This is a genomic window from Paractinoplanes durhamensis (assembly GCF_016862175.1).
Classification (GTDB): Bacteria; Actinomycetota; Actinomycetes; order Mycobacteriales; family Micromonosporaceae; genus Actinoplanes; species Actinoplanes durhamensis.
The window spans coordinates 60,830-72,957 of record NZ_BOML01000052.1; the positions used below are offsets into that span (position 1 = coordinate 60,830).

At 70.0% G+C, this 12,128-nt stretch carries 7 protein-coding genes and 5 tRNA genes; 6 read left to right on the forward strand and 6 right to left on the reverse strand.

Going from position 1 to position 12,128, the window contains the following annotated elements:
* Positions 1-115: 115 nt before the first annotated feature.
* A complete protein-coding gene (locus Adu01nite_RS32235) occupies positions 116-4,126 on the reverse strand; it encodes a WD40 repeat domain-containing protein (RefSeq protein WP_203732539.1) in 4,011 nt (1,336 codons plus the stop codon).
* 116 nt (positions 4,127-4,242) lie between these two features.
* On the opposite strand from Adu01nite_RS32235, the gene Adu01nite_RS32240 reads away from it, so the two are divergent.
* On the forward strand, positions 4,243-4,791 hold the full coding sequence (locus Adu01nite_RS32240; protein WP_239132852.1) for a Het-E N-terminal domain-containing protein: 549 nt from the start codon (positions 4,243-4,245) through the stop codon (positions 4,789-4,791).
* Between the two features lie 92 nt (positions 4,792-4,883).
* On the forward strand, positions 4,884-7,271 hold the full coding sequence (locus Adu01nite_RS32245; protein WP_203732541.1) for a tetratricopeptide repeat protein: 2,388 nt from the start codon (positions 4,884-4,886) through the stop codon (positions 7,269-7,271).
* A gap of 62 nt (positions 7,272-7,333) precedes the next feature.
* Here the strand turns inward: Adu01nite_RS32245 and Adu01nite_RS32250 are convergent.
* From Adu01nite_RS32250 to Adu01nite_RS32260, 3 genes are all read right to left on the reverse strand, one after another.
* A tRNA-Cys gene (locus Adu01nite_RS32250) sits at positions 7,334-7,404 on the reverse strand.
* A 5-nt stretch (positions 7,405-7,409) separates the two neighbouring features.
* A tRNA-Arg gene (locus Adu01nite_RS32255) sits at positions 7,410-7,482 on the reverse strand.
* Positions 7,483-7,486: 4 nt separating this feature from the next.
* A tRNA-Ile gene (locus Adu01nite_RS32260) sits at positions 7,487-7,559 on the reverse strand.
* 56 nt (positions 7,560-7,615) lie between these two features.
* On the opposite strand from Adu01nite_RS32260, the gene Adu01nite_RS32265 reads away from it, so the two are divergent.
* Positions 7,616-8,230: a maleylpyruvate isomerase N-terminal domain-containing protein gene (locus Adu01nite_RS32265; RefSeq protein ID WP_203732543.1), complete on the forward strand. Its 615-nt coding sequence runs from the start codon at positions 7,616-7,618 to the stop codon at positions 8,228-8,230.
* Between the two features lie 9 nt (positions 8,231-8,239).
* On the opposite strand, the gene Adu01nite_RS32270 is transcribed toward Adu01nite_RS32265, so the two are convergent.
* Together Adu01nite_RS32270 and Adu01nite_RS32275 are read right to left on the reverse strand one after the other, a co-directional pair.
* Positions 8,240-8,312, reverse strand: a tRNA-Gln gene (locus Adu01nite_RS32270).
* 109 nt (positions 8,313-8,421) lie between these two features.
* Positions 8,422-8,497 (reverse strand) — tRNA-Gly (locus tag Adu01nite_RS32275).
* A gap of 263 nt (positions 8,498-8,760) precedes the next feature.
* Between Adu01nite_RS32275 and Adu01nite_RS32280 the strand changes: the two genes are divergently transcribed.
* The 3 genes from Adu01nite_RS32280 to Adu01nite_RS32290 all read left to right on the forward strand — a co-directional run bounded on the left by Adu01nite_RS32280 (position 8,761) and on the right by Adu01nite_RS32290 (position 11,887).
* Positions 8,761-9,585: an alpha/beta fold hydrolase gene (locus tag Adu01nite_RS32280; protein ID WP_203732545.1), complete on the forward strand. Its 825-nt coding sequence runs from the start codon at positions 8,761-8,763 to the stop codon at positions 9,583-9,585.
* Positions 9,586-9,604: 19 nt separating this feature from the next.
* Positions 9,605-10,078, forward strand: coding sequence for a universal stress protein (locus tag Adu01nite_RS32285; protein ID WP_203732548.1), 474 nt, complete (start codon positions 9,605-9,607; stop codon positions 10,076-10,078).
* A gap of 120 nt (positions 10,079-10,198) precedes the next feature.
* Positions 10,199-11,887, forward strand: a complete 1,689-nt coding sequence (locus Adu01nite_RS32290) for a substrate-binding domain-containing protein (RefSeq protein ID WP_239132853.1) — start codon at positions 10,199-10,201, stop codon at positions 11,885-11,887.
* Positions 11,888-12,128: the final 241 nt, after the last annotated feature.

The following is a 12,128-nucleotide window of genomic DNA, read 5'->3' on the forward strand; positions in this document are numbered from 1 at the left end:
GAGCCGACCGTCCGCCGACGCACACCTTGGCGCCGGCGTCAGGGCTGGGGTGCGCCGTTCTCACCAGTACGTTCCCGGATCGTTTCACCACTTGATGACACCCTGCCGTCGGAGGTCAGGGACAACTGCCGGGTAACGATTGCCCGCCGTAGCGGGATGCCGGGATGAGCATGTCGCACAGGCGCCGCACCGCTTGGTCCGGATCGAGGTGCCAGAGTGTGACGGTCCAGTCATTGGCGCCGGCGGCCAAGGTGCCACTGTCTGGAGAGAACTCCAGCTGGCCGTTCTGGTTGCTGTTGGCCCGGACCTCGGCGATCAGGTTGCCGGTGTCGGCCTGCCAGAGCCGGACGATGTCGTTGTCGTTGTCCGTAGCGGTGGCCACGGTACGGCTGTCCGGTGACCAGGCTACCCGGGACAGCGGCACGGGGTGCTCGCCGATCGTGCGGACCGGGTTCAGGCCGTCGACCCGCAGCACCGGGGCCTTCTTCCCGCGCGCCAGCGCCACGAATGCGCTGTCCGGGCTGACGGCGATCTCGTTCACCGGGCTGCCCGGCAGATCACGCCGGTCGACCAGGGTCAGCTCGGGTAGACGGTACCGCCAGATGGCCGCGTCCTGCGGTTGACTGTGGTCGGCGGGTGAGTGGTTGGACGCCACGAGCAGATAGCGCCCGTCTGGGGTGAATTCCTCGGCGATGGACACGTGCTCAGGCAGTTTGAGGGAGGCGCGAGGCCGCAGGGTACGGGCGTCCCACACCTGGACGTCCGGGTCATCGCGTTCCTGTTCTTCTTGCGCCGAGTACTTCACGTCGGGGTTGCGGAAGTTGGTGACCACGGTGAGCAGCGACCCGTCCGGCGAAAATCGCACGTCCCCGGGGTAGAGGGTCGGGTCGATACGGAGCGTGCCACGCAACCGGTGAACCGGGTCGTAGATCAGGATCCGGCCGTCGGCGAAGGTGGCCGCGAGGGAGCCATCCGGTGCGTATGCCAGGCCAAGAGGTCCGCCGTCGCCCGGCACCGTGATGGTGTCGCGCAGGGAGCTGGTCCGCGGATCCCAGATCCGGATGACCGGGTCGGCGCTGCCGGTGGCGAGTTGCTGCCCGGTGGCGTCGAACGCCAGGTAGCCGATGATCTGCGGGTGCGGTAGCTGATCGGTGCCGAGCCGGATCAGCTGAGGCGGCGCGGATGCGCTGGTGATCGCGAGCAAACGGTCGTCGGGGGACAACGCCAGATCCGACGGGACGGATGAGAATCCGCGCACCGGTTGGCGAGGGCCGCCGAGGGTGAGGGCGAGAATCTCGCCGGGCTCGTTGCCGCCGACGATCGCGGTGCCGTCACGAGTAACCGCTACCACCGCGCCGAGCTCGCCGAACTCGGAATCGTCGAGGGTTTCCGGTCGCCATCCGGTCGCGGCGCGCCAGGCGCGCACGGGCTCGTTCGTCGCACCGCCGAACAGCGTGCCGTCCGCAGCGAACCCGACGCTCCGCACCGTGGATCCCAGCGTGGCAAGCCGCCGTCCGTCGGCGCGACGCACCACCTCGGCGTTGTCCGTGCCGACCACCGCCAGATACTTCCCGTCCTGGCTCACCGCGAGCCTGACAGCACCCGGGACGCCGGTACGGATCGAGCCGAGCACGTGGCCGGTCGCCGGATCCCAGGCGGCGACCGAGCCGGCCGGAGTCACGTCGGAACGGCTGGCCACCACCGCGGAGGCGTCGGGCAGCCAGGCGACCGCGCCGATTCCGGGTAGCCGCCGCCGAAGACTGCCGCCCGGCACGTCCCAGATCGCGACGCCATCGACCGCCGCAGCCCCGCCTGCCAGGTAACGCCCGTCCGGGGAGAAGCTCAGCGACAGCAACAGCCGCTCTTCGGCCGGATGCCGCAGTTCCCGGCCGACCTGCCGCTGAGTCACGCTGTCCCAGAGCTGGACCCGCCCGTCCGCGAAGCCCACCGCGACCAGCCGAGCGTCCGGGCTCACCGCGACGGCCACCGCTCCGGGCTCCGAGCCGAGCTGCCCCGAGACAACCGCATGCTGGGCGAACAGCAGGGCACCGCGAGCTTCGGCGGTGTCGGCTGCCTGCCATGCCCGTAACGCGTCCCGCACCGACCTGTCCGGCTCCGCCAAGAACTCGGCGCGGGATTGCGCCGCGTACTGCCGTGACGTCGCATACCGCCGTTCCAGGTCCGCCTGGACCCGCTGCCGCCAAACCACCAGTCCGCCGACGCCTACGAGCACCAGGGCGGCGGCAAGCCCGGCGACCAGTTGCCGCAGCCGCCGGTTGCTGCGCTGTTGCGCCAGCTCCTGTGCCTGAGCCGCCACCTCCGACGCGGCCAGGAAACGCCGTTGCAGCGGCGACACCTCACCATGGTCGGCGGCCCACTCCCGGGCGGCCGCCAATCGTGCACCCCGGTACAGCGCGTCGGGGTCCTCGCCGGTTGCCGACCACTCCGCGGCGGCCTGAGCGAGCCACTGCCGCAGCAGGATCTCCTCGCGCGCCTCCACCAGCCAGCCGGCCAGCCGCGGCCACCCGGTCAGCAACGCCTCATGGCTGATCTCCACCGTGCCTTCCCCGGTGGTGACCAAGCGCGCCTCGATCATCGGGCGAAGCACCACCGCGTCGGTCTCCAGCGGGGTGGAGCGACGACGGACCGGCCTGTCGTCCACGACGGTTACCAGACTGAGCAACGCCGCCCGCATCGCCGTGCGCGCGGCGTCGTTCAGGTCGAGATAGATGCGCTCGGCCGTCTCCGCGACGGCCCGGCGGATGCTGCCGGTCCGGCGATAGCCGTTCACCGTCATGGTGGCGCCCTCGCGGCGCTCCCACGTGGCGCGCAGAGCGTGACCCAACAGTGGCAGCGCCCCCGGTGGATAGTCAGGGGCACCTAGATCAGTGAGCAGCAGTTCCTCAAGCCCGGGCTCGATGGCAAGACCTGCCTCGGTGGCGGGCTCGCGAATGGCCCGGCGGAGGTCCTCCCCGCCCAGCGGACCCACCACGACCTGCCCGGCGCCGAGCATGGGAACCATGGGCGCCAGCTCTGTGCACTGCGGGTAGAAATCGGCGCGCACCGCAACAATCAACAATGCGGGGCGAGACGCAGCGAGCGCTTCCACGAACGCCGCCCGTTCCGCCGGGTCGGTGCACTGGGTGAAGATTTCCTCGAACTGGTCGACCAGGATGACGAAACGGTCGGTCTCGAGCGCACCAACCCGACCGGTGTACTCGGCCAGCGGGTTCGCGCCGGGCGTCATGACCAGCCACGGCCAGCCGGCGACCTCCTTACCGAGACCGTTGTTCGCCACCGCAGGCCATACTCCGGCCCGCAACAACGACGACTTACCGACACCCGAGACACCGACCACCACCAGCGGCGGCCCGCCGACGAGCTGCTCACTGAGCCGCCCGAGCAACTCGTCGACCAGAGTCTCCCGGCCCCGGAAGAACCGCGCCTCCAGAGCATCGAAGCTCGCCAACCCGGGATAGGGCGAAACATCCATGTCCGCGGGAGGCACCGCCGTCACTCGGACACCTGCCTGCCGATCGGTCAGATCCTGCTGGATCCGCGCCGTGACAACCAGCGACTGACGCAACATGTCCGTCTGCAACCGCTGCTCGCGGGCCTGCTCCGCGAGCTGATGACCGATCTGCGCAAGCGATCGGCTCGCCTCTCTCGCCAAGACGTCGAGCGACCCGAAGGCGGCGGCCAGTTCCGCCCGGCCCTGCTCATCGGCAGCCCGCAAAGCAACGTCCACCGCGTCGATCGCCGTCAGCAGACCGGCTACCTCCTCGCGCAGCGCGACGTCACCAGCCTCCAGCCGAGCCAGCAACTCGCCGGCGACAGCCTCCCGCCACTCCTCCTGCGAGACCACAGACCTGTCACCAAGCCGGCCCGCAGCCGACGCCAGCGCGTCGGAGAGGTAATTGCTACCCATCCCCCCGAGCTGACCAAGCGCCGCGGCATACTCAGTCGACGCACCGAGCGCAGCACCCGCGACCGGCGCGACCGCCGACGCGGCAAGAAAAGCGACGATGCTGTACGGACCCGCCCGACGCAACCCTGAGCCGACGGTACGAGCCCACGACCGTATAGCGGCACGGGACTTCTCGACCGGCGTCGCGGTGATTTTCATCGATGCAATCGTTGCACAATCACGCCACCAGGTACGGGACTCAAATCATCAGTCTCGATCGAGCGGCAAGCGGGAAGCCCGGTCAGATCAGCGATCCGTAGCCCTCGTCCCCACGCGTGCCGCAGACCCACCGCAAGATCGTCGAATATTCGCAGCTCAACGCACATCCTGCGGCCGGATTGCTGGCGTGCTTTGCCGCCGTCCGCGAGTGTGCGATTCTGCGTAGTGTTTCGGTGACACCCGGTGATCAATGTGGAGGGTTCAGGCTTCTGATGGTCGATGTAATCGTGGCGGCGTTGGCCGCGGGTGCGACGGCGGGGGTGTCCGGCACGGCATCGGAGGCCGTCAAGGACGCCTATGGAGTGTTGAAGGCGCTGCTACGGCGCAGGTTCACCGGCCGTGAGGCGGCTCGGGCAGCGCTGGAGGCGGAGCAGACCGAGCCTGGAGTGTGGCAGGCCGCGATCGGTCAGGATTTGCAGGACTGCGGGGCCGCGACTGATGAGCAGGTTCTGGCGGCGGCACGGGAACTGCTGTCCCTTGTTGATCCGAGGGTGGGCGCGACATTCACCATTGGCTCGGTGCAGGGTGCGGCAGGTCAGTTCAACGCGCCGGTGTCGTTCGATATGCGGAGCCAGCTCCCCCCACCACCGCCGGTAGCCGGGTAGCGGCGGTTGCCGGCAGCGATCTGCTTGCCTCCGCACCGCCCCCGGTGGAGAGGACAACTGTTCACGGGGCGGCTGGAGTGTTTCTTGGCCCGGTGACTGTGGGTGGCCGGGAAGGGGTGTCGTGGCCGCACCGGGTCGGCGCGGTGCCGCGTCTGGCGGTGCGACGACAGAAGCGTCCGGCGGACGACCTGCTCGCCGCCGCGGTCGCGGCGGGCGGGACGGCGGTGGTGTGTCAGGTGCTTGCCGGTATGGGCGGTGTCGGAAAGACCCAGCTCGCCGCTGGTCTGGTTGAGCGTCTGTGGCAAGCCCGGAAGCTCGATTTGCTGGTGTGGGTGAGCGTGGGCAGCCGCGACGGTGTGCTCAGCGCCTACGCCCAAGCCGCGGCCGAGGTGACCGGACTGGAAGACCGCAATCCGCAGCAGGCGGCGGAGCGACTGCTGGCCTGGCTGGCCTCCACCGGCAGGCGGTGGCTGGTAGTGCTCGATGATGTGGCCGACCCACAGGACATGGCTGGATTGTGGCCACCTGATACGCGGTCGGGACGGACCATAGTGACCAGCCGCCGGCGGGACGCGGCTCTTGTCGATGGTCGGCAACTGGTCGATGTAGGCGTGTTCACCGCGCTGGAGGCTGTCGACTATTTACGGACCCGGTTGGGTGAACAGCCGCACCGCCTGGACGAGGCCGACCGGCTCGCCGCTGACCTGGGCTACCTACCTCTGGCCTTGGCACAGGCTGCCGCTTACCTGCGCGATCTGGACCTGACCTGCGCAGGCTACCGGCGACGTCTGCATGCGCGGCGGTTGGACCGATTGCATCCGGCGGTACTGCCTGACGGACAGCAGCGGGCTGTTGCTGACACCTGGGGTCTGTCGATCGATGCGGCCGACCGGCAGACCGGTGGGTTGGCAGCGATCGTGCTGAAAATGGCCGCCCTGCTCGACCCTAACGGTATCCCGATCCGGCTGTTCACCACCGATGCCGCGCTCGGCTACTGGCGGCGGCAGCTCCGCCGGGAGGTGGATGCCGACGACGTCCACGACACGATCCGGGCTCTGTATCGGCTCGGTCTGGCCGAGACCACCGCCGATCCCGACCTCGACGACCAGCTGCTACGGGTCCACGCACTGGTGCAGCGCGTAGTGCGGGAGAATACCGACGAACCGGTGCATGCCCCACTCGCCCGCGCCGCAGCCGACGCCCTCATCCAGGCCTGGCCCGAGACCGAACGCGACACCGCAACCAGCCGGCTCGCGCAGCTGCTTCGAGCGAACGCCACTAACCTGACCGCTGTCACGGCCGACCATTTGTGGTGCACAGCCGACGGCACTCCGGCCGCACACAGCGTGCTGTTCCGAGCCGGGAAAAGTCTCGGAGAGATCGGCCTGGCCGATGCCGCACGCGATCACTACCAGCAACTGCACACCACCAGCCTGCGGGTACTCGGCCCGGACCACCGGGACACCCTGATCATCGGCAGCGATCGCGCAGGGTGGCAGGGTGTGGCTGGTGATCCGGCCGGGGCAGCCGCCGCGTACGAACGGCTGCTCACCGACCGGTTGCGGGTACTCGGCCCAGACCACCCGGACATCTTGACCACCCGTGGCCAACTCGCCCGGTGGCAGGGCGCCGCGGGGGATCCGGCCGGGGCTGCCGCCGTCTCCGAACAGCTGCTCACGGATCTGTTGCGGGTGCTCAGCCCAGACCATCCGAACACCCTCGCCGCCCGCCACAGCCTCGCCTACTGGCGAGGTGCCGCGGGGGATCCGGCCGGGGCCACCACCGCCTCCGGACAGCTGCTCACCGACCGGTTGCGGGTACTCGGCCCAGACCACCCGCACACTTTGACCACCCGCCACAGCCTCGCCAACTGGCGAGGTGCCGCAGGGAATCCGGCCGTCGCCGTCACCGCCCTGGAGCAGCTACTCATCGACCAGTTGCGGGTGCTCGGCCCGAACCACCCGGACACCCTCGCCACCGGCCAGAGCCTCGCCAACTGGCGAGGTGCCGCAGGGAATCCGGCCGCGGCTGTCACCGCCCTGGAGCAGGTATTCACCGATGTACTCCGGGTACTCGGCTCTGACCATCCGGATACTCTGGCCACCCGCCACAGCCTCGCGCACTGGCACGGCGCCGCAGGGAATCCGGCTGCCGCCGTCACCGCCCTGGAGCAGCTACTCACCGACCAGTTGCAGGTGCTCAGCCCGAACCACCCGGACACCCTCGCCACCCGCCACAGCCTCGCCAACTGGCGAGGTGCCGCAGGGAATCCGGCTGCCGCCGTCACCGCCCTGGAGCAGCTACTCACCGACCGGTTGCGGGTGCTCGGCCCGAATCACCCGCAAACCCTGAAAACTCGCCGCAGTGCCGCCAGTTGGCGCGGTGGCGCCGGGGATTCGGCCGGGACTGCCGCCGCATATGAGCATGTACTCACCGACCGGTTGCGGGTGCTCGGCCCGAATCACCCGCAAACTATTTAGCCAACTCGGCCAGGGGTGGCGCACTGTGGGAGAGGCGGAACAAAGTCAGCCCACGGCATTCGAGGTCGTAGCCGGGATCGAACCGGCGTGTTCCGCTTTGCGGGCGGCTCCCTCACCACTCGGGCATACGACCGTGCGTGCCCCCGGCTGGACTCGAACCAGCGGCCCCGGCGCTCGGAACGCCGTGCTCTTTCCGCTGAGCTACGAGGGCGAAGTGTCGCCGGGTGGAGTCGAACCACCGGCCGCCGCCTTATCAGGGCGGTGCTCTACCTGCTGAGCTACGGCGACGTGAAACGCTGCGGAATTCGATTGCGCGCCGGCCCGCGGCCGCACCTAATAGCTCCATGATTGCTGGAGACGTCACCAGAGCCGCGACCCTCGCCCGCGAGACGCTCGCGGCAGCCGTCGGGCTCGACTGGGAACAGCCCGCCGACGAGCTGGAGTGGAGCTGTTGGGAGACCGTCGAGCACATGATCGACGACCTTTTTGCGTACGCCGCTCAGCTCGCCCCGGCGCACCCGTCGACCACGACGCACGTGCCGTTCGGCTGGCAGCATTTCCGTGAGGGCGGCCCGGAGCTGACCGTTTTCGTCGACCGCAAGGAGGGCCCGGCCGGGCTGCTGCACGTCTTCGAGGCGTCCGCGGCCATGCTCGCGGCCCAGGTCGCCTACGTTCCGCCGGACCGGATTTCGTTCCACTGGTACGGGCCGTCCGACGCGTCCGGCTTCGCCGCGATGGGGGTCACCGAGATCCTCGTCCACACCCACGACGTGGCCGCCGGTCTCGGCCTCGACTGGTCGCCGCCGGCGGACCTGTGCACCGGGGCGCTGCGCCGCCTGTTCCCGGACGCGCCCGCCGGACACGAGCCGTGGCCGACCCTGCTGTGGTCCACCGGCCGGACGGAGCTACCTGGTCATCAACGGCGGACGTCGTGGAAGTGGGACGGCACTCCTACCTGATGAAGAACGCTGCGGGCGGAGGACTCGAACCTCCAACCTCCCGGTTCAGAGCCGGGTGTGCTGCCCATTGCACCAGCCCGCATCCGGCCGGCGGGGTGATGGCCCGCCGGCCGTTCTCAGCGCCGGGACAGCACGGCCCACTGCCGTGCCCACGGACAAAATCCGGTCACCCGTTTGCGCTGATCGATTACTGGAGCGGCTGGCCGGCCTCGAACCGGCGACCTCCACCATGGCGAGGTGGCGCTCTTCCCGCTGAGCTACAACCGCATGCATTGTCATCCGCTGTGGAGTTGTCAAGGAAACAAAAAAGCCGCCGCCCCGGATCGGGAAAGGCGGCGGCACGAGCCGAGAAGGGCGCTGCTAAATGCGCCACCTGCCGCCGGTAGGAGAGCCGGACTGCTGAATACAGCCGATCGTGGCTTGCCGGAACATCCGCTTCTCCCTGCTCGGTCGTCGGTGGTGATCCATACGGTAAAGACCCCCGGGGCGGCGGGCAACGCATTTACCGCCGGCCTGAAAGAATCAAGAGCGTGACAGTACGGCGTACGATCGCGGCCCTGACCTGCGCGGAATGGCACCCGGACAAGACCGGAACGGTCCTCGCCCTGCACGGCCTGACCAGCACGTCCCAGGCGTGGGCGAGCCTGGCCGCCGCGCTGCCGGAGGCCCGTGTGATCGCCCCCGACCTGCCCGGTCGCGGCGGCTCGGTGCGGGTGACCGCCGGCCCGGGTCTGGCCGGGCACGCCACGGCAGTGGTCGCGCTGGCCGACGAGCTGGAGCTCACCGACGTCACGCTGATCGGCCATTCGATGGGCGCGTTCCTGGCTCCGCTGGTCGCCGCGGCCCTGGACGATCGCGTACGCCGCGTGGTGCTGGCCGACGGCGGCGTCTCCCCCGACCCGTCCCCGCTGATGTGGCCCCCGCTGGTCCGGACAGCCTTCCGCGCCCAGGGCCGATCGCTGGGCCGCCGCTGGCCGAGCACCGACGCCCTGGTCGCCGCGGCCGAGGGCCGGGCCCTGCGCCACCGCCCCGACCTGTGGCCGGTGGCCCGCGAGCGAGCGGCCTACCTACTGGGGAACGAGACCGGCGGCCGGGCCCGACTGGATCGCCGCCGTCTGGTGGAGGACGCCACCGACGCGCTGACCGGCGAGCCGACTCTCCCCGCCGTACGAAATCTGAATTTTCCGGTTCATCTGATCGCCGCCCGCCATGGAGCCCATGACCAGGCCAAACCGCTCCTGAGCGATGCCGCCCTGACCAGGGCCGCAACGCAGGTGCCCCGGCTGACCAGCGAGCGGGTCGATGCCAACCACATCACCCTCCTGGCCGACCCGGCGCTGGCGCTCGCGGCTTAGCCCGGGAAGACTGGTCACGATGAAGGTCGTCGTCTGGATCACCGAGGGCACCTGGCAGTCGGTGGTGGACGCGGTCCGCGACCTGCCCGCTGCCGACATCACGCTCCTGCACGTGATCGACGTGCACACCGTGCAGGCCGTCGCCGGTTCGCGGGCGGGCCTTCTCGGCCGCGGCCGGAGCTACGACGCGGCCGGCCCCGCCGAGCAGGTCCTGACCGACGCCCAGGCGGAGCTGCTGGCCGCGGCGCAGGCGAGATTGGGCCGCCCGGCGCAGCTGGAGAGAAGGCAGGGCCGGGTCGAGCGCGAGGTCATCGCCGCCTGCGCCGACGCCGGCCTGCTGGCCCTGGCCCGGGACGGTGACCACACCCGGCTCGGCCCGCACAGCCTCGGCCACCACGCCCGCTTCGTGATCGACCATGCCCCTTGCCGGGTGTTACTGATCTGGCCGGACGAGCCGCCGGACCTGTCCACGGTGCCCCCGCCCCCGCACTGACCTGCACGGCGGGGGCCGCCCGGCGGATCAACCACGCCACAAGATCTATTTGCATATTCGGTGAAAGATTCAACCGAATGTCCATGGTCAACGACTGCGGGTGACGACCATGATTGCTCGATGCCCGGACGTCATCGCCACCTTCAGCGCACCGGACTCGTCGTCACCGCCGCCGCCCTCTCCATCGCCGTGATCACCGGCGGCGCCTGGGCCGGTTACCACGAGCTCTCCGGCAAGAAGTGCACCGCTCCCGTGAAGCTGCAGGTGGCCGCGGCCGCCGAGATCGCCCCGGCGATCAAGACCACCGCCGACGCCTGGACCAAGAAGGATGGCAGCTGCGTCACCGTCGCCGTGACGGCGGCCGGGCCGGCCGAGATGGCCGCCGCGATCGGCCAGCGGCACGGCGTCAGCCTGGAGGGCGTCGGTTCGGGCAAGCTCGACCCGTCCGGCATCGACGCCTGGATCCCGGATTCGAGCACCTGGCTGCTGCGGCTGGCCTCGGAAGCCCCGGGCTTCGTGCCGACCAGCCTCGGCTCGGTCGCGGTGAGCCCGATCGTCCTGGCCGTGCCGGAGCCGGCCGCCAAGACCCTGGGCTGGCCGGCCAAGACCCCGGCCCTGCCCGATCTGGTGAAGCGGATCGCCGCCGACAAGACGCTGCGGGCCGGCATCGTCGACCCGGGCCGGGACGCGACCGGCCTGGGCGGCCTGCTCGCGGTGGCCGGCGCGGCCGGCACCGGCACGTCCGCCGCCACGCTGAAGGTCGGCGCGATGCGGGCTCTGGCCGCCAACAGTTCCAGCATCCGCAGCGACATGACGCAGAAGTTCGGCACCACCGTCGGCCTGGCACCGCTGTCCGAGGCGGACGTGATCGACTACAACCGGAGCGGCCCGGAGACCCCGCTGGCCGCGCTCTACCCGCAGCCGGCCTCGGTGGTCCTGGATTACCCGTTCGCGGTGATGCCGGGCGTCGACCCGGAGAAGGCGAAGGCCGCGACCGGCCTGCGCACCGCCCTCGCGTCCGCCGCCTTCGTGGCCGAGCTGGCGAGGGCCGGCGTCCGCGGGCCGGGCGGCGAGGCCGGCGCCGGTTTCGCCACCCCGGAGAATGCTCCGGCGGCCATCCCGCCGGTCGCCACCAGGGATCCGAAGGTGGTCACCGCCGCGATCACCCAGCTGCTCGGCAGCTGGACCGCGATCACCCAGCCGGGCCGGATGCTCGCGGTCTTCGACGTCTCCGAGTCGATGAAGGCAACGGTGCCGACGGCCGGCGGCCTGACCCGCGCGCAGCTGACGCAGGGGGTGGCGCGACAGGGCCTGGCGCTGCTGGACGACCGCTGGTCGGTCGGCAACTGGACGTTCTCGACAAACATGGTGGGCAAGCGCCCCTGGGTGGAGAACCTGCCGATCTCCCCGTGCGCGACAAAACGTGCCGCGATGCTGACCGCCATCGACAAGATCGTGCCGAAGGAGGGCGGCGACACCGGCCTCTTCGACACCGCCCTGGCCGCCTACCAGCGGGTGCAGGAGGGTTGGCAGGCCGGCGTGTCCAACTCGGTGGTGATCTACACCGACGGCAAGAACGACAACCCGGGCGGCCTCGACGTCGACCAGGTGGTAGCCAAGATGACCAAGCTGCGTGACCCGAACCGCCCGGTCCGCATGATCATCATCGGCATGGGCACGGCGATCGACCGAGAAGAGCTGGAAGCGGTGACAAAGGCGGCCGGCTCCGGCGGCGTCTACATCGCCACCGACCCCGCCAAGATCGGCGAAATCTTCCTGGAGGCCATCGCGAGCCGCAAGGGCGCGTAGCCGATGGAGTACGCCGGCGCCGGGACAACCGAACAATGGCGCCCACCCGCATATAAGTTCGCGGATGGGCGCAAAGATGCTCGCATTTCTCGCGGCGCCGGAGTCGCCTTTTCGAGTGAATACTTCCGGGCCGGACATACGCTCGGCGGTGCAGCCCGCGCCGCGACGGTCATGACCCTCGCGGCGCGCTCGGTTTAGGACGAGGACCAGGACCATCCGGCTCACCAGGGTCGTCCGGGCC

Excerpts from the sequence above, each read along its gene's own strand:
- Adu01nite_RS32235 (WP_203732539.1), bottom strand. The coding sequence starts at position 4,126 with ATGAAAATCACCGCGACGCCGGTCGAGAAGTCCCGTGCCGCTATACGG.
- Adu01nite_RS32285 (WP_203732548.1), top strand. The coding sequence starts at position 9,605 with ATGAAGGTCGTCGTCTGGATCACCGAGGGCACCTGGCAGTCGGTGGTG.
- Adu01nite_RS32290 (WP_239132853.1), top strand. The coding sequence starts at position 10,199 with ATGCCCGGACGTCATCGCCACCTTCAGCGCACCGGACTCGTCGTCACC.
- Adu01nite_RS32265 (WP_203732543.1), top strand. The coding sequence starts at position 7,616 with ATGATTGCTGGAGACGTCACCAGAGCCGCGACCCTCGCCCGCGAGACG.